This window comes from Nocardia sp. NPDC088792 (assembly GCF_044750615.1).
In the GTDB taxonomy this organism is placed as follows: Bacteria; Actinomycetota; Actinomycetes; order Mycobacteriales; family Mycobacteriaceae; genus Nocardia.
Window position 1 is genome coordinate 314563 of record NZ_JBIVKC010000004.1, and the last position, 18334, is coordinate 332896.

Annotated in this window: 23 protein-coding genes; 16 read left to right on the forward strand and 7 right to left on the reverse strand. The window is 67.1% G+C overall.

Annotated features, from left to right (window positions below; all coding sequences use genetic code 11):
• Positions 1-6 precede the first annotated feature (6 nt).
• The 14 genes from ACIP5Y_RS27925 to ACIP5Y_RS27990 all read left to right on the forward strand — a co-directional run bounded on the left by ACIP5Y_RS27925 (position 7) and on the right by ACIP5Y_RS27990 (position 12716).
• The gene (locus tag ACIP5Y_RS27925) at positions 7-1803 is read left to right on the forward strand and encodes a nickel-dependent hydrogenase large subunit (RefSeq protein WP_400354397.1); all 1797 of its coding nucleotides are present in this window, start codon (positions 7-9) and stop codon (positions 1801-1803) included.
• Positions 1804-1833: 30 nt separating this feature from the next.
• Entirely contained in the window at positions 1834-2991 is a 1158-nt protein-coding gene (locus tag ACIP5Y_RS27930) for a NifU family protein (RefSeq protein ID WP_400354399.1), read from the forward strand.
• Positions 2988-3620 (forward strand): DUF5947 family protein, encoded by a 633-nt coding sequence (locus tag ACIP5Y_RS27935; protein WP_400354401.1) that lies wholly within the window; start codon positions 2988-2990, stop codon positions 3618-3620. Before ACIP5Y_RS27930 ends, ACIP5Y_RS27935 begins: the two co-directional genes overlap by 4 nt.
• Complete coding sequence (locus ACIP5Y_RS27940; protein WP_400354403.1) at positions 3617-4267, forward strand: DUF6084 family protein; 651 nt, start codon at positions 3617-3619, stop codon at positions 4265-4267. Before ACIP5Y_RS27935 ends, ACIP5Y_RS27940 begins: the two co-directional genes overlap by 4 nt.
• Positions 4264-5601, forward strand: a complete 1338-nt coding sequence (locus tag ACIP5Y_RS27945; RefSeq protein WP_400354405.1) for a hypothetical protein — start codon at positions 4264-4266, stop codon at positions 5599-5601. Before ACIP5Y_RS27940 ends, ACIP5Y_RS27945 begins: the two co-directional genes overlap by 4 nt.
• A gap of 82 nt (positions 5602-5683) precedes the next feature.
• Positions 5684-5803 (forward strand): DUF6893 family small protein, encoded by a 120-nt coding sequence (locus ACIP5Y_RS27950; protein WP_400354407.1) that lies wholly within the window; start codon positions 5684-5686, stop codon positions 5801-5803.
• Between the two features lie 47 nt (positions 5804-5850).
• Positions 5851-6342 (forward strand): hydrogenase maturation protease, encoded by a 492-nt coding sequence (locus tag ACIP5Y_RS27955; RefSeq protein WP_400354409.1) that lies wholly within the window; start codon positions 5851-5853, stop codon positions 6340-6342.
• Positions 6343-6345: 3 nt separating this feature from the next.
• Positions 6346-6603 (forward strand): HypC/HybG/HupF family hydrogenase formation chaperone, encoded by a 258-nt coding sequence (locus tag ACIP5Y_RS27960; protein ID WP_400354411.1) that lies wholly within the window; start codon positions 6346-6348, stop codon positions 6601-6603.
• The gene (gene hypF, locus ACIP5Y_RS27965) at positions 6600-8906 is read left to right on the forward strand and encodes a carbamoyltransferase HypF (protein ID WP_400354413.1); all 2307 of its coding nucleotides are present in this window, start codon (positions 6600-6602) and stop codon (positions 8904-8906) included. The genes ACIP5Y_RS27960 and hypF overlap by 4 nt, the downstream gene beginning before the upstream one ends.
• 18 nt (positions 8907-8924) lie before the next feature.
• On the forward strand, positions 8925-9251 hold the full coding sequence (locus ACIP5Y_RS27970; RefSeq protein ID WP_400354414.1) for a HypC/HybG/HupF family hydrogenase formation chaperone: 327 nt from the start codon (positions 8925-8927) through the stop codon (positions 9249-9251).
• Positions 9248-10360 (forward strand): hydrogenase formation protein HypD, encoded by a 1113-nt coding sequence (gene hypD, locus ACIP5Y_RS27975; RefSeq protein WP_400354416.1) that lies wholly within the window; start codon positions 9248-9250, stop codon positions 10358-10360. Before ACIP5Y_RS27970 ends, hypD begins: the two co-directional genes overlap by 4 nt.
• Complete coding sequence (gene hypE, locus ACIP5Y_RS27980) at positions 10353-11471, forward strand: hydrogenase expression/formation protein HypE (protein ID WP_400354418.1); 1119 nt, start codon at positions 10353-10355, stop codon at positions 11469-11471. Before hypD ends, hypE begins: the two co-directional genes overlap by 8 nt.
• Before the next feature lie 117 nt (positions 11472-11588).
• Entirely contained in the window at positions 11589-12341 is a 753-nt protein-coding gene (locus ACIP5Y_RS27985) for a DUF6390 family protein (RefSeq protein WP_400354421.1), read from the forward strand.
• A gap of 117 nt (positions 12342-12458) precedes the next feature.
• Positions 12459-12716 carry a hypothetical protein gene (locus tag ACIP5Y_RS27990; protein ID WP_400354423.1) on the forward strand — a complete coding sequence of 86 codons (258 nt, stop codon included), beginning with the start codon at positions 12459-12461 and terminating at the stop codon, positions 12714-12716.
• A gap of 66 nt (positions 12717-12782) precedes the next feature.
• Here ACIP5Y_RS27990 and ACIP5Y_RS27995 read toward each other — a convergent pair whose 3' ends face one another.
• The 3 genes from ACIP5Y_RS27995 to ACIP5Y_RS28005 all read right to left on the reverse strand — a co-directional run bounded on the left by ACIP5Y_RS27995 (position 12783) and on the right by ACIP5Y_RS28005 (position 14083).
• Positions 12783-12941 (reverse strand): hypothetical protein, encoded by a 159-nt coding sequence (locus tag ACIP5Y_RS27995; protein ID WP_400354425.1) that lies wholly within the window; start codon positions 12939-12941, stop codon positions 12783-12785.
• Positions 12942-12944: 3 nt separating this feature from the next.
• Entirely contained in the window at positions 12945-13154 is a 210-nt protein-coding gene (locus ACIP5Y_RS28000) for a CsbD family protein (protein WP_400354427.1), read from the reverse strand.
• Positions 13155-13264: 110 nt separating this feature from the next.
• Entirely contained in the window at positions 13265-14083 is an 819-nt protein-coding gene (locus tag ACIP5Y_RS28005) for a SigB/SigF/SigG family RNA polymerase sigma factor (protein ID WP_400354429.1), read from the reverse strand.
• A gap of 259 nt (positions 14084-14342) precedes the next feature.
• Between ACIP5Y_RS28005 and ACIP5Y_RS28010 the strand changes: the two genes are divergently transcribed.
• The gene (locus ACIP5Y_RS28010) at positions 14343-15653 is read left to right on the forward strand and encodes a PP2C family protein-serine/threonine phosphatase (RefSeq protein ID WP_400354430.1); all 1311 of its coding nucleotides are present in this window, start codon (positions 14343-14345) and stop codon (positions 15651-15653) included.
• Here the strand turns inward: ACIP5Y_RS28010 and ACIP5Y_RS28015 are convergent.
• A complete protein-coding gene (locus ACIP5Y_RS28015) occupies positions 15593-15949 on the reverse strand; it encodes an STAS domain-containing protein (RefSeq protein WP_400354432.1) in 357 nt (118 codons plus the stop codon). The genes ACIP5Y_RS28010 and ACIP5Y_RS28015 overlap by 61 nt on opposite strands.
• A gap of 218 nt (positions 15950-16167) precedes the next feature.
• On the opposite strand from ACIP5Y_RS28015, the gene ACIP5Y_RS28020 reads away from it, so the two are divergent.
• Entirely contained in the window at positions 16168-16584 is a 417-nt protein-coding gene (locus tag ACIP5Y_RS28020; protein WP_400354435.1) for an ATP-binding protein, read from the forward strand.
• 18 nt (positions 16585-16602) lie between these two features.
• On the opposite strand, the gene ACIP5Y_RS28025 is transcribed toward ACIP5Y_RS28020, so the two are convergent.
• The 3 genes from ACIP5Y_RS28025 to ACIP5Y_RS28035 all read right to left on the reverse strand — a co-directional run bounded on the left by ACIP5Y_RS28025 (position 16603) and on the right by ACIP5Y_RS28035 (position 18287).
• Positions 16603-16863 (reverse strand): GlsB/YeaQ/YmgE family stress response membrane protein, encoded by a 261-nt coding sequence (locus tag ACIP5Y_RS28025; RefSeq protein ID WP_397002218.1) that lies wholly within the window; start codon positions 16861-16863, stop codon positions 16603-16605.
• A gap of 168 nt (positions 16864-17031) precedes the next feature.
• Positions 17032-17709, reverse strand: a complete 678-nt coding sequence (locus ACIP5Y_RS28030) for a PAS and ANTAR domain-containing protein (protein ID WP_400354438.1) — start codon at positions 17707-17709, stop codon at positions 17032-17034.
• A gap of 68 nt (positions 17710-17777) precedes the next feature.
• Entirely contained in the window at positions 17778-18287 is a 510-nt protein-coding gene (locus ACIP5Y_RS28035; RefSeq protein ID WP_400354440.1) for an anti-sigma factor, read from the reverse strand.
• Between the last annotated feature and the right edge of the window lie 47 nt (positions 18288-18334).

Sequence of the window (18334 nt, forward strand, 5' to 3'; positions counted from 1 at the left end):
ACTGCGATGACCCACATCATCCCGGAACCCTCGCACCGCACCATCGAACCCGACTCTCTCGTCGAAATGGCGTGGGATCCGATCACTCGCATCGTCGGCAGCCTGGGCATCTACACCAAAATCGATTTCGCCAATCGCGAAGTGGTCGAGTGTCACAGCACCTCGTCCATCTTCCGCGGCTATTCGATATTCATGCGCGGCAAGGATCCGCGCGACGCGCACTTCATCACCAGCCGCATCTGCGGTATCTGCGGGGACAATCACGCCACCTGTTCGTGCTACTGCCAGAACATGGCGTATGGCGTGAAGCCGCCGCACCTCGGTGAATGGATCGTCAATCTCGGCGAGGCCGCGGAATACATGTTCGACCACAATATCTTCCAGGAAAATCTGGTCGGTGTGGACTTCTGCGAGAAGATGGTCGCCGAGACCAATCCGAGCGTGCTCACGCTCGCGGAGAAGACCGACGCCCCGCAGGCCGGCGCGCACGGCTACCGCACCATCGCCGACATCATGCGGGCGCTGAACCCGTTCACCGGCGAGTTCTATCGGGAAGCCCTGCAGGTCAGCCGGTACACGCGAGAGATGTTCTGCCTCATGGAAGGCCGCCACGTACACCCCTCCACGCTGTATCCCGGCGGGGTCGGCACGGTGGCGACCATCCAGCTGATGACCGATTACATGTCGCGGCTGATGCGGTACGTGGAATTCATGAAGAAGGTCGTGCCCATGCACGACGACCTGTTCGACTTCTTCTACGAAGCCCTCCCCGGCTACGACAAGGTCGGCTTGCGGCGCACCCTGCTCGGCTGCTGGGGCTCCTTCCAGGACCCGGAGGTATGCAACTTCGCCTACAAGGACATGGAAGCGTGGGGACGGCGCATGTTCGTCACCCCGGGCATCGTGGTGGACGGGAAACTCGTCACCACCTCGCTGGTCGATATCAATCTCGGCATCCGAATCCTTTTGGGCAGTTCGTATTACGACGACTGGACCGATCAGGAGATGTTCGTGAAGAACGATCCGCTCGGTAATCCGGTCGACCGGCGCCACCCGTGGAACCAGCACACGAACCCCAAACCACAGAAACGCGATCTGGAGGACAAGTACAGCTGGGTGATGTCGCCGCGCTGGTTCGACGGCAAGGACCACCTCGCCCTCGACACCGGCGGCGGGCCACTCGCACGACTGTGGTCCACCGCGCTGGCCGGGCTCGTCGATATCGGGTACGTGAAGTCCACCGGGCACAGCGTGCAGATCAACCTGCCACGCACTGCCTTGAAAGGACCCGTCGAATTCGAATGGAAGATACCGGCTTTCGGTAGCAACACCATCGAACGCAACCGCGCCCGCACCTACTTCCAGGCCTATGCCGCGGCGTGCGCCCTGCACTTCGCGGAACAGGCGCTCGCCGAGATCCGCGCCGGGCGCACCAAGACCTGGGAGTCCTTCGAGGTACCCGACGAGGGCATCGGCTGCGGCTTCACCGAGGCCGTGCGCGGCGTGCTGTCGCATCACATGGTGATCCGCGACGGCAAGATCGCCAACTATCACCCGTATCCGCCCACCCCGTGGAATGCCAACCCGCGCGACAGTTTCGGCACGCCGGGCCCCTACGAGGACGCGGTCCAGGGCCAGCCCATCTTCGAGGAGAACGACAGGGAGCACTTCAAAGGCATAGACATCATGCGCACCGTGCGCAGTTTCGACCCGTGCCTGCCGTGCGGCGTGCACATGTACCTCGGTGACGGCAAGACCCTCGAGCTGCTGCACTCCCCCACCCAAACCCCGCTCGCCCAGTGAGCACGATCCGATCGGCGGTGGGAGCGGCAGATGGCCAACGAACAGCCGGTCGGATCCGGCACACCCGGCGCATCCGGCGCGCCCCGACAAGATAGCGCCCACCGGGCCGGCGACGCCCACTGGCGCGACGCCGGGCAGCGGATAGAGACACTGCTGCAAGCCAGTTCGGCCGGCGGCGCCGCGGCCCGGGAACGCGCCGAGCAACTCGTCCATGAGTTGCTCAGCCTGTACGGGGCCGCACTCGAGCGCATCGCGGTATTGCTGGGGGACACCGAGATGCGCAAGCTGGCCGACGACGATCTTGTCGCCAGCCTGCTCCTGGTCCACGGCCTGCACCCGCACGACGTGGACACCCGTGTCCGGACCGCCCTCGACAGCGTGCGACCCTACCTGGGGTCGCACGGCGGCGACGTCACCCTGCTCGGCGTCGAAAACGGCGTGCTGCGACTGGAATTCGCGGGCAGTTGTCGTACCTGCCCGTCCTCCTCGGTAACGCTGGAGCTGGCCGTCGAGGAAGCGGTCCGCGCCGCGGCGCCGGAGATCGAGAGCATCGAAGTCGTTGCCGCCCAGGAGGATACGACGCACCCCGGCGTGTTCTCCTCGGAATCGCTGTTCAGCCATGTGCGGCCCGCGGGCGCCTGGATCACGGTGCCCGAGCTCGCCGAGCTGGCTCCCGGTGAGGTCGGCGGATTCCAGATCGGCGGGATCGCCACGCTGGCCTGCCGGGTCGGCGACAACCTGCTCGTCTACCGCGACCACTGCCCCGCCTGCGGCAACTCCCTGGCCGGGGCAGTGCTACACCGGCGCATGGGTTTCCCCGTGGGCGATGCCGTCCTCCGCTGCCCGACCTGCCACGCACACTACGACGCGGTACATGCGGGCGCACGCCTGGACCGCGACGGGCCGGGCGGGGGCGTGTCCGACGGCCGTGTTGGGGTCGGCGATACGCCGGCTGGCAACGGCGACGCCGCAGCTATGAGCAGTGCGCCCGCGGGCAACGGCGCTGCCACGACCATGGGCAATGCGCCCGCGGGCAATGGCACCCATACCGGCACCGGCACCGGCAACGGGGCGACGCCCGACCACGCGGCAGAGCTCGCGGGAGCGGCCGATCATCTCGAACCGTTGCCGCTGCTCACGCGGGACGGCCTGCCTGCCGTCGCCATCCCCGCGGAGGTGCCGGGGTGAATCCGTCGTTCTCGGTGCTGCGCCGCCTCGCCGCCGCCGGCCCGCCCACGGATCGGGCCGAGCCGCGTTGTGAGATGTGCGCGGTGCCGATCTCGGAGCCGCATACGCATGTGGTGAATATCGAAGGCCGGCAGCTGATGTGCGTGTGTCGCGGCTGCTATCTGCTGTTCACCGAGCCGGGGGCCGGGCTGCGCTACCGCGCGGTGCCCGACAGATATCTGGCCTTCCCCGGCACTGTCGTAGGTCCTGCCGAATGGGACGGGCTCGAGATACCCGTGGGGCTGGCGTTCTTCTTCCGGAACTCGGCGCTCGAGCGCACTGTGGCGTTCTACCCCGGACCCGCCGGTGCCACGGAATCCGAACTGCCGCTGGAGAGTTGGCAGTCGGTGTTGCAGCAGCACCCGGAGCTCGATGTGCTCACCGATGATGTCGAGGCGCTGTTGATCCGGATGCCCGAGCGTGGCACGGCGGGCGGCTGTCTGCTGTTGCCGATCGATGCCTGTTACGAGTTTGTCGGGCGGATGCGGCTGCTGTGGAAGGGGTTCGACGGCGGGTCCGAGGCTCGGCGGTATGTCGAGGAGTTCTTCACCACGATGAGCTCACGCGCGCGAGGCGGTGGGCGGCCATGAGCCCGGCCTACTCGATCACCTTCGCGGTGCTCGATATCAAGCCCGAAGCCTATGCCGTCAGCCCGATCCTGTCGGCGCGGGTGGGAATCGCGGCGCTGGCGGACGACCCGGTGCACGCCATCGCGCTGCGCGCGCAGGTGCGGATCGAGCCCAATCGCCGGCCCTACCGCGAGGATGAAAGCGCCGGGCTGCTCGACCTTTTCGGCACCCGGGACCGCTGGCGCGATACGCAGCGCTCGTTCCTGTGGATGCACGCCACCACCATGGTCCCGGGATTCACCGGCGGCACCGAGGTGGATCTGCCGCTGCCGTGCACCTACGACCTGGAGGTCGCGGGATCGAAGTATCTGCACGCGCTGCGCGACGGAAAGGTGCCATTACTGTTCCTGTTCAGCGGGACCGTGTTCTTCAAGGGCGCTTCAGGTTTCGCGGTGCAGCAGATCCCCTGGGATCGCGATGACCGGTTCGATATGCCGGTGACGGTATGGCAGCAGCTCGTCGGCCTGCACTTCCCGCATGCGGGATGGCTGCGATTGCGCAGCGAGACGCTCGACGCCCTCACCGCCTACAAGTCCGAGCAAGGTCTCCTCGACTACGACCAGACGGTCGGCGACCTGCTGGCCACCCGTTCCAAGGGGCCGGCATGAGCAGCGACACCGGGGCCGACATGGTGCGGGCACACGCTCGCGCGGTCGCCGACGCCGTGCTCTACGAGGGTTATCTCCTCTACCCGTACCGCGCGAACTCCCGAAAGAACCAGTCCCGCTGGCAATTCGGTGTGCTCGGCCCGCAAGGCGCCGCCGCGGACGGTCTCGGCGAGGACTCCGAGTTGCGCGCGCAGTTCCTGCTCGAAGGCCCGCCCGCCACCACGCTCACCTTGGCATTGCGGTTCCTGCAACTGCAGCAGCGCGCCGTCCACGACAGCACCGGACAGGTTCGGGCCGAACTACTGGTGGACGGCCGCAGCTGGCTCGGCTGGGACGAGGCCGTCGAACAGGAACTGACCTTCGGGCCGATCACATTGGCCGACAATATCTTCCGAGCCGAAGTCCCCGGCGGCACCGACACAGCGGAGATTCCCGCCGCCGACGGCACGCACGCCGGACAACTGGTACGCACCCGGCAACCGCTCACCGGCCTGGTCGAGATCACAGCGCACCAGGTCGGCAACTATCACCGGATCAGTATCTCCGTCCGCAATACCGGCCGGCCCGCCGCCGACAAGGACGAGGCCATTGCCCGCTCGTTCATCGGCGCGCACCTCATCGCCGAAACCGACAGCGGCGCTTTCATTTCCCTGCTCGACCCGCCGCCCGATGCGGTGACCGCGGTCGAGGACTGCACTCAGCATCGCTGCTTCCCGGTCCTCGCGGGTCCCGAAGGGGCACGCAACCTGCTGCTGATCTCCCCCATCATCCTCTACGACCATCCCGAGATCGCCGAGCAGAGCGACGGACCGCTCTTCGATTCCACCGAGATCGACGAGATCCTGACCCTCCGGGTACTCACCCTGACCGATGAGGAGAAGGCTCAGGCCCGCGCCACCGACCCGCGCGCCGCACAGCTCATCGACCGCTGTGAAGCGATGACGCCCGAGCAGATGCAGCAGCTACACGGCGTCCTGCGCACTCCCGCGGCCGAACCCGCACGCGTGCTGCCTGATACCGCGGCAGACCTGCCCTGGTGGGATCCCTCGGTCGACGAAGCCGTGCGCCCCGACGCCGACATGGTCATGGTCGCCGGCGTGCCGGTAGCCAAGGACAGCCGGGTGCGACTGCGTCCTTCCCGCCGCGCCGACGCGCAGGACCTGTTCTACGCCGGGCGCACCGCACGCGTCGCCGCCGTGCACGAGGACGTCGACGGCCAGGTCCACATCGCCGTGGTCGTCGACGACGATCCGGCCGCCGAAATGCACGAATGGTACGGCCGCTACCTGTATTTCGCGCCCGACGAGGTAGAGCCGCTCGACGGCCGACCATGATCGCCCCGCCATCGCAGCCCTGCCGGCTCGGAAAGCTACCTCAGCCCTGACACACGTCAGCCCGAAAAGAAAGGCACTACCCATGGAAGCCGTAGGAATCGTCGCCACCGTAATCGTGGCGCTGATCGTGCTGGCGTTGGCCGCTGTCGGCGTGCGCTCGATACCGGATGTCCGGCGCTACATGAGAATTCGCCGCATGTAGCCCGGACGGCAGACCTGGAAAATCAGCCCCGGAGACGAGGTGATCCCGTGACGCGAGTGCTGGTCGCCGGCATCGGCAATATCTTCCTCGGCGACGACGGCTTCGGCCCGGAGGTGGTGCGGCGCATACCGCCGCTCACCGACACCGCCGTGCGCGTCACCGATTACGGCATTCGCGGTATGCACCTCGCCTACGACCTGCTCGACGAGTGGGACGCACTGGTGCTCGTCGACGCGCTGCCCGACCGCGGCGCTCCCGGCGAACTGCGGGTCTTCCGTGCCGAACCCGATACGGCCGCGGCCGGACTCGACGCACACGCCATGGATCCCGGCGCGGTATTCGCGGCCGTGCAAGCGCTGGGCGGCACTGTCCCGCCCACGGTGATCGTCGGCTGTCAGATCGCCTCGATCGCCGAGGGCATCGGCCTCACCGCGCCCGTGGCCGCCGCGATCGAACCCGCCATCGCCGCGGTCGAATCGGTGCTGGCTGATATTTCCCAGAACCAGAACCAGAATCACAGCCACCGGCAGGAGGTGTGAATCATGTGTCTCGGCATCCCCGGCCACGTGATCAGCATGGTCGAGGGCTACCACGATCAGATCGCGCTCGTCGACGTATCCGGCGCACAGCGCACGGTGAATGTCGGCATGCTGGAGGACGATCCGGTGCACCCGGGTGACTGGGTGATCATCCACATGGGTTTCGCCGTCGAGAAGACCGACGCCGCCGGCGCGGCGACCGCGCTGCACGGATTGCGCCTGCTCGGTTCCGGCGAGCAGCCTGCCGGGGAGCAGCCGTGAACACGCCACGGATCAGGCGGCGGATCGTGGTCCGCGGCGTGGTCCAAGGCGTCGGATTCCGGCCTTTCGTCTACACCACCGCGGCCGAACTCCACCTGTCCGGGGAAGTCTGCAACGACAGCTCCGGAGTGATCGTCGAAATCGAGGGCGCACCCGCCGATGCCGACGCCTTCGCCGCACGACTGCGCTCGCGACCGCCGCCACTGGCGGTCATCGAATCCATCGAACAGGCCGGCATTCCGGTGCGCGGCGGCACCGGATTCCACATCGGCGACACCACCCGCGGCGGCGGCCGCACCCTGGCCTCCCCCGATGTCGCGCTGTGCGCCGACTGCGCGGCCGAACTCCGCGACCCGGGCAACCGGCGATACCGCCACCCATTCATCAACTGCACCAACTGCGGTCCGCGATTCACCATCATCGCGGCCCTGCCCTATGACCGCCCGCAGACCTCGATGGCAGACTTCCCTATGTGCGCGGACTGCGCCCGGGAGTACGCCGATCCGTCTGACCGCCGCTTCCACGCCCAGCCCATCGCCTGCCACAACTGCGGACCCACGCTGTCTTTCCGCGCCACACAGGCATTTCCCGCCCCCGGCAGTTCCGATCCCGGCATGCCGATCCGGGCCGCGCGAGAACTACTGCGGCGCGGCGGGATTCTCGCCGTGAAAGGCATCGGCGGCTATCACCTGGCCTGCGATGCGGCCGATGAGCGCGCCGTGGCCGAACTGCGCCGCCGGAAACGCCGCGGCGACAAGCCTTTCGCCGTCATGGTGCCGGATCTCGCCATGGCCGAGTCGATCGTCGAGGTGGACGCTACCGCCGCGGCGCTGCTCACCGGCCCGGCGCGGCCCATCGTGCTGCTGCCCCGCCGAGCGGCGGCGCCCACCGCCGACGCCGTGGCCCCGCGTAATCCGGATCTCGGCGTGATGATCGCCTACACACCACTGCATCTGCTGCTGTTCGGCCTGCCCGGCGATCCACCTAGCCCGCAGATACTGGTCATGACCTCGGGAAACCTTGGCGGCGAACCGATCTGCTACGCCGACGCCGACGCCGAGTCGAGGCTGTCCGGCCTCGCTGACGCCGTACTGTCGCACGACCGCCGGATCCTGGTGCCGTGCGACGACTCGGTGATCAGAGTGATCGACGGCTTCGAAATGCCGCTGCGGCGTTCGCGCGGTTACGCGCCGCTGCCGCTCGCCCTGCCGATTCCCGCGCCGCCCACCCTGGCCGTCGGCGCCGACCTGAAAAACACCTGCGCGGTGGCCGACGGCCGCTACGCCTGGCTGAGCCAGCACATCGGCGATATGGATGATCTCGCCACGCTGCAAGCCTTCACCGCCACCGAGCGGCATCTGGAACAACTCACTGGAGTGCTGCCGGTGCAACTGGCCGCCGACGCCCACCCCCGCTACCGTTCTTCGGCCTGGGCTGCCCAGCATGCCGAGGGCCGCCCGGTGCACCTCGTCCAGCACCATCACGCGCATCTCGCGGCGGTCATGGGTGAGCACGGTCTCGACGCCGACGCCACGGTCCTCGGATTCGCCTTCGACGGCACCGGTTTCGGACCGGACGGCGCCATCTGGGGTGGTGAGGTGCTCGCCGCCGGATACAAGGGCTTCCGCCGCTTGGCGCACCTGCGCTACGTCCCGCTGGCCGGCGGCGACACCAGCGTCCGGCGACCGTACCGAATGGCCCTGGCGCACTTGCACGCCGCGGGCATCCCGTGGTCGGAGGACCTGCCCGCGGTACAGGCCTGCCCGCCCCGCGAACGGGAAGTGCTCGCCCATCAACTCGAGACGGGATTCGGTTGCGTACCGACCTCCAGCATGGGCCGCTTGTTCGACGCGGTCGCCTCGCTCTGCGGGGTCCGGCACGTAGTGGATTACGAGGCGCAGGCCGCCATCGAATGGGAGGGACTGGCCCGCGGCATCGGGCCCGGTGTAGCCGGGTACCGGTTCGGAATCACCGAGGCAGGGACCGATGAGCCAGTGGTCATCGACCCGGCCCCGGTGCTCGCCGAGGTGATAGCGGACATCCGGGACGGGCGCTCCCCAGCTGTTATCGGCGCGCGTTTCCATACGGGCGTCGCGCGACTCGTATTGGATATCGCGCTCCACCACGGCGACCCGGCGACGCCGGTAGCCCTCTCCGGCGGCGTGTTCCAGAACGCGCTGCTACTCGGCACCGTCGTACACCTGCTACGCGACAACGGTTTTCATGTGATCAGCCACCGCAGGGTCCCGCCCAATGACGGCGGCCTCGCGTTCGGCCAGCTACTCGCCACCGCGGCGAGATGAGCGGAAGGGAGAAGCGATATGTGCCTGGCAGTTCCCGGAAAGGTGCTCAGCCTGCACGAGCGCGACGGCACTCAGATGTCGATCGTCGATTTCGGCGGTGTGCACAAGGACGTGTGCCTGCAATACATTCCGGACGTGGCGGTCGGCGATTACGTCATCGTGCACGTCGGATTCGCGCTCCAGCGCCTCGACGAACAGTCCGCCCTGCAGACCTTGGCGGAGTTCCAGCATCTCGGCGTACTCAAGGAAGAATTCGGCGATGGTTTCGCGATCGCCGCCGCGCAAGCGGGTGTGGCCAATCCGGAGACCACGCCACGGGCCGCGGAACCGGAGGTGAAATCATGAAGTACCTCGACGAATTCAGCAATCCCGAGCTGGCCAGGATCCTGCTCGATCGCATCCGCGCCACCACCACCAAACGTTGGGCCATTATGGAAGTCTGTGGCGGGCAGACGCATTCGATCATCCGGCACGGGATCGATCAGCTGCTCCCGGACCAGATCGAGATGATCCACGGACCGGGCTGCCCGGTCTGCGTCACCCCGCTCGAGGTCATCGACAAGGCCCTCGAGATCGCCGCCCGGCCGAATGTCATCTTCTGTTCGTTCGGCGACATGCTGCGTGTGCCCGGTAGTTCCAAGGACCTGTTCCGCGTCAAGAGCCAGGGTGGCGATGTGCGCGTGGTGTACTCACCGCTCGACGCACTCGAACTGGCCCGTGCCAACCCGGACCGCCAGGTGGTGTTCTTCGGCATCGGCTTCGAGACCACCGCACCCGCCAATGCCATGACCGTGTACCAGGCCAAACGCCTGGGTGTGCAGAACTTCTCGCTACTCGTTTCGCACGTCCTGGTGCCGCCGGCTATCGCCGCCATCATGGAATCCCCGAAATGCCGGGTACAGGCGTTCCTGGCCGCCGGTCATGTGTGCACCGTGATGGGCACCGCCGAATATCCCCCACTCGCCGAGAAATACCGCGTTCCGGTGGTGGTCACCGGCTTCGAACCCCTCGACATCCTCGAGGGCATCCGCCGCACGGTGGAGCAGCTCGAATCCGGCCGCCACGAGCTGGACAATGCCTACCGGCGCGCGGTCACCCCCGAGGGCAATGTCACCGCCAAGGCCATGCTCGACGACGTCTTCGACGTCACCGATCGCGCCTGGCGCGGCATCGGCGTGATCCCCGCCAGCGGCTGGCGGCTCTCGGAACGCTACCGTGAATTCGATGCCGAGCACCGGTTCGCGGTCGCCGACCTGCACACCGAGGAATCCGCGATCTGCCGTTCCGGTGAGGTGCTGCAGGGTCTGATCAAACCGCACGAATGCGCAGCCTTCGGCAAACAGTGCACGCCGCGAAATCCGCTGGGCGCCACCATGGTCTCCTCCGAGGGGGCCTGCGCGGCGTACTACCTGTACCGGCGGCTGGATCTGCCCGCAGAGGTGGCTCATGCCTGACATCATCGGCACCGATTCCGGGGCAGTCGATTTCGAGAACTGGGTATGCCCCATGCCCTTGCGGGACTCGCCGAACATCGTGATGGGGCACGGTGGCGGCGGGGCCATGTCGGGTGAACTCATCGAGCACCTGTTCCTGCCGGCCTTCGGCTCGGCGGCCGAGGCCGGGCTCGGCGATTCCGCGGTGCTCACCCTCGACGGCGCCCGGCTGGCCTTCAGCACCGACTCGTTCGTGGTGAAACCCCTGACCTTTCCGGGCGGCTCGATCGGCGATCTCGCGGTCAACGGCACGGTCAACGACATAGCCATGTCGGGCGCCCGGCCGGTGGCATTGTCCACGGCCTTCATCCTCGAAGAGGGCACCCCGCTGGTCCGCATCGCCGCGGTCGCCGCGGCCATGGGCACGGCGGCGTTGGGCGCCGGGGTCAAACTGGTCACCGGTGACACCAAGGTGGTCGATGCCGGCCACGGGGACGGCATCTTCATCAATACCGCGGGCATCGGCATTCTCGAACCGGGCGTGGATATCCGGCCCGAACTTGCCCGGCCCGGCGATATCGTCATGGTCAGCGGTGAGATCGGCTTGCACGGCATCGCGGTGATGTCTTGCCGGGAGGGCCTCGAGTTCGGGACCACCGTGTGCAGTGACACCGCACCACTGCACGGTCTGGTCGCCGCAATGCTGGGCGCCGGGACCACCGCCGGGAACGGGAATGGCACCGGTAACCCCACCTCGGGCGTGCACGTGCTGCGCGATCCGACCCGGGGCGGGGTGGCGGCGAGCCTGAACGAGATCGCCCGCGCGGCGCAGGTGGGAATCGCGCTGGAAGAGACCCGGATTCCGATTCCCGCCGGAGTGCGGGACGCGTGCGGGCTGCTCGGCCTGGATCCGCTGTACGTGGCCAACGAGGGCAAGCTGGTGGCCTTCGTCGCACCCGAGTACGCCGACCGCGTATTGGCGGCCATGCGCGAGCATCCACTGGGCGCACACGCCGAGATCATCGGCCGCTGCGTCACCGAGCACCCGGGCATGGTGACCGCGCGCACCGCGCTCGGCGGCACCCGCGTGGTCGATCTACCGGCGGGAGAGCAGCTTCCGCGCATCTGCTGAGCAGCACCCGGAGACGGGAGGAGGACCGCAATCGACCGATCACCCATCCGCGCCGTACGGACCGAACCGGCCACGCCGCCAACGCCGTCCACGCCGAGCGCACCGGCCACGCCCGGCATGCCGGGCGTGCGCCTGTCCGAGAATGCTGCGGGTCCGCGCATGTTCGCGCGTTATGCGTACGCGCCCAACGCGCTCGGCTACTGCGGACCGCCCGACGCCACGGCATTACAGCGCGGCTCACCCGCCGAAATCCGGGCCGCCGCACGCCGTTTCACCGGCGCCTGGCCCTATCTGCGGGTCATGTCCGCGATGACGGGCATTGCCGACCCACTCGATCCACGCCTGGTCGAATCCTATTGGCATGGAGGCGGAATCGGCGCGACTCTCGACCCCACCGCATTCACTCGTGAGTTGCTGGCCATCCTGGGTCCGGCAGCGGGAAACTACTGGACCCATCTGAGCATCGAGCTCGCCGCGGAAGCGGCGCCCAATCACTGCTTCCACGTTTTCGGCATCTACCCCTGGAGTCGCCTACTCGGCTCGCGCGCATCCGTTACCGCCCTGCAGATCCTGGACAGCTGCCGCATCACCGCCGCGCTGGTGATCACACGCGATGGTCCGGACCTGCTGTTACGCAGCCGCCGGCTGGCCTGGGACGGCGCCCGCCTCACCCTGAGCCCGCCGGAGGACCGCCATCTGGCGATCGGCTCCGACGATTGCCCGGCTGCCGACCCGCAACCGGGCGATGTCATTGCGCTGCACTGGGATCAGCCCGTCGCCACCCTGACACCGCCTCAGGTGGTGGACCTGACCGCAAGCACCAGCCATCAGATCGAAGTCACGAACCAGCGACTGCTTCGCGACTCCTGACCGTTCTCACCTTTCCCTCTCACCTTTGCCCTGTTCACCTCTGTGCGAGGGGTTTCGCATGGTGCACAACGGGCATCCGATGCGTGGGGAAAGCCCGCACTGAGAAGGAGCGCCTCGATGACCGCTGACTACGCCACACCTGCCGCTCGGTCCGAACTGCCGACCACCATCCTCGACGGAGTCAACTGGCCCGGTCCGGCGCTGCTGCTGCTCGGTGTCTCCACGCTCGCCTGGGCATTGACCGACACCGACGGTGATGTCGGCATCCGCACCGTCGTCGGTTCGGTCGTGACACTCATCGCGCTGATCGCGGGCTTCGTATGGATCACCGTCGAGCACACCCGATTTCGCGCCGATGAGGACGCGAAATCGTGACGTGCTCGCTGCGGCACTCCCTTTTTTCAGTTGGCTCGGTCAGTTGGCTCGGTCGGTTGACTCGGTTCAGTTGGCGCCCGGCACTCGCCGGACCGGCTCGCCGGCCACCACCGGCTCGGTATCCAGCATCACCGCTTCCCACCAATCGTCGAGGGGGCTCGGATCGGGCCACACGACAGCGTTCTCGCCGGATTCTCTGCTACGACTGCGATTTCGATTCGTCATGATTCAGCGCAGCGTCCGGGGTCCGCGTACACGCCGGGTGCGCCCTGAACGCACCGCGTCTTTGACTCGCTCACCTACATTTTTGAGATCCGCTTTCAGCTGCGTGCGCCGGCCGCGGTCGATCATGCGCTGATCGCCGAGCACCTGCCCCGTCGCCTCCCGGACCTGTCCGCCGAACTTGTCGATCCTGTTTCTGATCTTGCCGCTCTTCATCGTGCTGTTCCTCAGATCTCAATGTCCCTGTGCTGCGGCATTACCCGCTACAGGTCGATCGAATCGCATTGGGTCACATCGGCGTGGCTGTTTGACGTATCGCGACCGATTCAGGCGGCGCGGCTCTGTTCGCGTAACTCAGCGATGGTTCGCGAAAGCAAACGGGAGACGTGCATCTGCGATACGCCGATCTCGCGGGCGATCTCGGACTGGGTCTTACCATCACCGTAGCGCATGACCAGGATCCCGCGTTCCCGCTCGGGCAGAGCCGCCAGCAGTGGGCCCGCGGTCAATGAGTCTTCGACCAGGGCGTATCCCGGGTCCTCGGTGGCCAATCGGTCGAGGCGGGAAGCGATTCGATCGGTGTCCTCGCCCATGGCCGGACCCGATTCGAGGGAATCGGTGCTGTAGCAATTGTTTGCGATGAGCGCCTGGGTGATCTCGGGCAGGTCCAGCTCCAGATGGCCGGCCAGCTCCCGCGCGGTGGGCTGATGACCCAGCTGCTGGAACAGCTCCGGTATTGCGAGCTGCACCCGCTGGCGCACTTCCTTGGTGCGCCGGGGCACCCGCACCGCCCAGGTACTGTCCCGGAAATATCGCCTGACCTCGCCCATTATCGTCGGTACCGCGAACGACAGAAATGACGCGCCATTGCCGGGATCGAATCGGTCCACGGCGAGAATCACCCCTACCGAGGCGATCTGGGCGAGATCGTCGAAATCGACGCCGCGGCCGCTGTAGCGGCGGGCGATGTGCTCGCCCAGCGGCAGGCATTTGCCGATGATTTCCTCGCGCAGTCGCGCGCGTTCGCCGCCGTCGAGGGGCAGTGCGGCCAGTTTCGCCAGGCTGGGTTCGATGTTGTCGTATGAATCGCCACCATCCGGGCCATCGAACGATGTTTCCGGCCGAGCTGCGCATTCATTTGACATTGCAATTCCTCACTATAGGGTACGAGGATTCCGCTGTATTTATCGTTTACCCAGTACCGTTTACCCGATATCGATCAGTTCCAAACATCTATCCTTCATATCACAGGCAAATAACGAGCGACGCCGCTCCGCTACGAACCCCGAGGTCTGCCACCGTTTCCGCCGGTGACGGCCGGATCATCGGCTACGATCTGACTGCCCTGCGGTCCAGAAATCCGCCGTGGAGCTGGCGGTTGCGCCATTCGCAACATGCGACCACATGGTGCCCGTGCTTCCTGATTCACCGAACGCCACCCGCAACGCCGGCAACACCCGGAACACGCCGAACACCCCGAACGTCCCGAACCCGCGGAACAACACCGTGGCTCCGGCGCACTCGGCTCATGCGAATGTGCTGTTGATCGAGGATGATCCGGCCGACGCACTGCTCGTCGAGGCGATGATCGAGGACGACACCCCGGGTATCCGCCTGACCTGGGTGCGGTCGCTGGCCGAAGCCACCGACAAACTGCGGCAACAGATCCCCGATTGCGTACTGCTCGATCTCGATCTGCCCGATGCGCAGGGCCTGGACGCACTGGCCCGGGTGCGGGCGGCCTCCGATGCGGCGGTCGTGGTGCTCACCGGTCTCGACGAAAAGCTCATCGGTCTCGCCGCAATGGCCGCGGGCGCACAGGATTACCTCGTCAAGGGCCGGGTCGAACCGGACCTGCTGAGCCGCGCCGTGCGCTATGCCATTCAGCGCAAGCAGGCCGAGCGCACCAGTGTGGCCTTGCACGCCAGTCAATTACACGCGCAGGAGAACGCGCGCCTGGAACGCGGGTTGCTGCCCACGCCGCTGTTGAACCCCGACAGCGCGGTCGCCGTCGTCCCCCGCTACCGGCCCGGTCGCGCCCACGCGCTGCTCGGCGGCGATTTCTACGATGTGGTCGAGGACGCGGACGGACTCGTGCACGCCGTCATCGGCGATGTCTCCGGCCACGGCCCGGATGCGGCGGCCACCGGCGTCGCCCTGCGATTGGCCTGGCGCACACTGGTTCTGACCGGCGTCACCGGGGAACGACAGCTGCGGCTGATGGAACGGGTGCTGCTGGCGGAACGTTCGGACCGGCACACCTTCGCCACCGCGACCACCCTGACCCTCGCACCCGCGCACCGCACCGCGCGCATTCGCCGCGCGGGACACCCGGGCGCCCTGTTGCGTTCGACCGCCGGCTGGGAGTGGCTGGAGGTACCGGGCGGTCCCGCACTGGGATTCCTGCCGGGCCGGGCAATGTGGCCCGAAACCACCGTGGCGCTTCCCGATGACGCCGCCCTCGCCCTGTTCACCGACGGACTGTTCGAAGGTTGCGTCGACGCGCACCGCGACCGGCTCGGCGAGACCGGCCTGCTCACCCTCGCGCGGGCGATCGAGACCACCTGTCCGGAGGCCTTCGTGGACGAATTGATCGAGCGGGTCGAGGAACTCGCCGTCCCGTCAGGCGGCCTCGACGACGATGTCGCGCTGCTCTATCTGCGCTGGAAGTCCGCCAGCGCCGCCTCGAGGGAATCGAACAACGCCAGCACCTGATCGAGTCCGGTCACTTCGATCGGCCGGCGCACCTGCCGCGAGGCCACCACGCGCACTCGATCCGGATCCGCCTTCTCGGCAGCCGCCAGCAGCAGGCTCAATCCCACCGAGCCCATGAACTCGACCCGGGACAGATCGACGACGGGACCGGGTGCGCCAGCCGGGATTTCCTCCAGCACGGTGCGCAAACGCGGCGCCGAGGTGATGTCGATCTCCCCCACGGCCCGCACCACGACGGCCGCACCGGAATGGCTGAGCGACACGGTCAACAGATGCGAAACTCCGCTGTCGGTCACGGTCTCTCCTTCTCTGCCCGCACTTGTCGATGCCCCTCGGCATCATGCGTCTGCTCGGCCGGTTACCCCACCTGCACGGATTCGATCCCGATCGATCGGATCGACCGATATCGGTCCGCGTATCGGGACAAACCGAATAGCTCTGCGAGCCAAGGGTATATCCATAGCGACCCCCGGAACGGGGCGCGGGACGACAGCCGAGCGGAGAGGTGCGGACTATGCATTCGGTGCACAGCGAATCGACGGAGACCACCGCACGAATTCGGCTGTCGTACGCCGCGGAGGCGTCGGTGCTGGCACCTATCCGCCGGAGTCTGCGAAAATGGCTGTCGCACTCCACCATCGGCCACGAGGACACCTGTGACCTGGTGCTGGCCGTCACCGAGGCGTGCACCAATTCCATCGAACACGCCTACGGCGCCGAGGCGGGCACCCTGCGCGTCGAGGGCGAAATGCACGACGACCACGTGTGGATCGCGGTCACCGACGACGGCCGCTGGCGCCCGGCCGTCCAGGACGCGGCGGCACTACGCGGGCGCGGCATCGGGATCATCCGCACGCTCATCCCGGACTCGATCATCTCCACCAGCGCGGCCGGCACCACGGTGGAGATGCGAGTGCCGCTGTGCGCCTGACCGCCGGGACAGCCCCGGTCAGGCCCGTCGCACCCGCCCGACGACGAACAGCAGAATGACGGCGCCGAGCAGGCAGGTCAGGAAGCTGAAGATCAGTCCGCCGCCCGAGACGTCGACACCGAACAGCCGCAACAGGAATCCGCCGATCAGGCCGCCGACGACGCCGACCACGATATTGAGAAAGATGCCCTGCTGCGCATCGGTGCCCATGAATTTGCTGGCAATCCAGCCCGCGAGTCCGCCGATCACGATCCAGCCGATAATCCCCAGTCCGAGCACAGGCTCCTCCTCAGAGTGCGCGGCGCCGCTGTGCAGCGGCCCCGTATGGCTAGCTGACAGAGCCGCAGCGTGACTCGATGGCCGAGCCTCGGTATGGCCTCGCTCGCAGACTACGGTCCGGCGCTACGAAGACGTGGGAGGCATACCGGTCTGTCGTTGCAACCCCTGCTACGCCTCGGCGGCGATCCGCTCGTGGACCGTCAAAAGCAGGTGGTCGAACTGACTGCGCGTGACCGAATCGACGAACGCCGCCGAATCCACCTCGGACATGAGCCGACCGGCCAGCACCCGCAGCTTGATATTGGTCTCCTGCGAGCGCCACACCAGGATGCGGAAGGCCTGCTCCGCGGTGATCTGATAGATCGCCATGAGCGCGCCCTTCGCCTGTTCGATCACCGCCCGGGCCTCGAGCAGTTCCGGTAGTGCCGCACTGAGGGCTTCCCGTCGCGTCTCGTCCAAGGTGTGGGTGATGTCGATGTAATAGCCGGAGGTACCGGCCACCGTGCCGTCGGCATCGAGCATCCGGTCGGCGACGACCAGCACCTTGTGCTCCCGGCCCGCGGTGTCGATGAAGCGGTGCCGGCTGGAGAAGGATCCGCCCGAATGCAATGCCCGGTCGAGCAGATCCTCGACGTGCGCGCGATCCTCCGGATGTTTGTGGGACAGCAGCAGTTCCGTCGTGGGTGTCACGGCGCCGGGCTCGTAGCCGTGCATCCGCGCCACTTCATCGGACCATTCCCACCGTTGTCCGGCGAACCAGAACCTGAAGGCGCCCACCTCCGAGGTGGGCCCCGCGAGGCCTGCCCCTACCGGCTCACGGGGCCGGGCTTCCGCCGAGGATGTCACGATAGGAGTATCCCACCGCTGGCCTGCGCGAAGTCCGCAATCGGCACGGGCCCGGCGGCTTCACGGGTTCACCGATCGGCGTCCACGTTCCGGCTCCGGCTGAAGTCGACCACCACGGGATATCCGCGCAGCTCGGTATCGAAGGGGCTGTACACGGTCCGGATGGAATCGGTCAGGGTGTCCAGCAGATGCCGGCCGAAACTGTTCTCCCGCAGGGCCTCGTCCGTCTGCACGACCGTGGTCACCTGCACCTCCACCTGCCGCAGGTCGTAGCGGAAATCGCAGTCGATCTCGCGGCCGGGCGCGGCCGACAGGATCAGGGCCGTCGCCACCTCGTCCAGCGCCACCCGCACATCGGTCACCACGTCGAGCGTGAAATCGGCTGTCAGCAGGACCGTTTCGGCGACCGCACGCAACATGGGCAGCTGTTCCAGCTCGGCCGGTATCCGCAGTCCGATCCCGCCGGTACAGAGTTGCGACTCCACATCCGAACCGTCGACGAACATCTCGGCCTCCCTGCCATGCAGCACCTCCACACCCAGGACCCGGCCGTGTCCGGCTCCGCCAACCCCTCGCATTTCAACCATGCTCCCACCGCCTTCGGCGCCGATCACGTTGTCCATCC

Excerpts from the sequence above, each read along its gene's own strand:
- ACIP5Y_RS28000 (WP_400354427.1), bottom strand. The coding sequence starts at position 13,154 with ATGAAGAGCGGCAAGATCAGAAACAGGATCGACAAGTTCGGCGGACAG.
- ACIP5Y_RS27990 (WP_400354423.1), top strand. The coding sequence starts at position 12,459 with ATGACCGCTGACTACGCCACACCTGCCGCTCGGTCCGAACTGCCGACC.
- ACIP5Y_RS27925 (WP_400354397.1), top strand. The coding sequence starts at position 7 with ATGACCCACATCATCCCGGAACCCTCGCACCGCACCATCGAACCCGAC.
- ACIP5Y_RS27985 (WP_400354421.1), top strand. The coding sequence starts at position 11,589 with ATGCCGGGCGTGCGCCTGTCCGAGAATGCTGCGGGTCCGCGCATGTTC.
- ACIP5Y_RS27930 (WP_400354399.1), top strand. The coding sequence starts at position 1,834 with ATGGCCAACGAACAGCCGGTCGGATCCGGCACACCCGGCGCATCCGGC.
- ACIP5Y_RS27945 (WP_400354405.1), top strand. The coding sequence starts at position 4,264 with ATGAGCAGCGACACCGGGGCCGACATGGTGCGGGCACACGCTCGCGCG.
- ACIP5Y_RS28010 (WP_400354430.1), top strand. The coding sequence starts at position 14,343 with ATGGTGCCCGTGCTTCCTGATTCACCGAACGCCACCCGCAACGCCGGC.
- hypE (WP_400354418.1), top strand. The coding sequence starts at position 10,353 with ATGCCTGACATCATCGGCACCGATTCCGGGGCAGTCGATTTCGAGAAC.
- hypD (WP_400354416.1), top strand. The coding sequence starts at position 9,248 with ATGAAGTACCTCGACGAATTCAGCAATCCCGAGCTGGCCAGGATCCTG.
- ACIP5Y_RS27940 (WP_400354403.1), top strand. The coding sequence starts at position 3,617 with ATGAGCCCGGCCTACTCGATCACCTTCGCGGTGCTCGATATCAAGCCC.
- ACIP5Y_RS27995 (WP_400354425.1), bottom strand. The coding sequence starts at position 12,941 with ATGACGAATCGAAATCGCAGTCGTAGCAGAGAATCCGGCGAGAACGCT.
- ACIP5Y_RS27950 (WP_400354407.1), top strand. The coding sequence starts at position 5,684 with ATGGAAGCCGTAGGAATCGTCGCCACCGTAATCGTGGCGCTGATCGTG.
- ACIP5Y_RS27970 (WP_400354414.1), top strand. The coding sequence starts at position 8,925 with ATGTGCCTGGCAGTTCCCGGAAAGGTGCTCAGCCTGCACGAGCGCGAC.
- ACIP5Y_RS28020 (WP_400354435.1), top strand. The coding sequence starts at position 16,168 with ATGCATTCGGTGCACAGCGAATCGACGGAGACCACCGCACGAATTCGG.
- ACIP5Y_RS27960 (WP_400354411.1), top strand. The coding sequence starts at position 6,346 with ATGTGTCTCGGCATCCCCGGCCACGTGATCAGCATGGTCGAGGGCTAC.
- ACIP5Y_RS28035 (WP_400354440.1), bottom strand. The coding sequence starts at position 18,287 with ATGCGAGGGGTTGGCGGAGCCGGACACGGCCGGGTCCTGGGTGTGGAG.
- ACIP5Y_RS28005 (WP_400354429.1), bottom strand. The coding sequence starts at position 14,083 with ATGTCAAATGAATGCGCAGCTCGGCCGGAAACATCGTTCGATGGCCCG.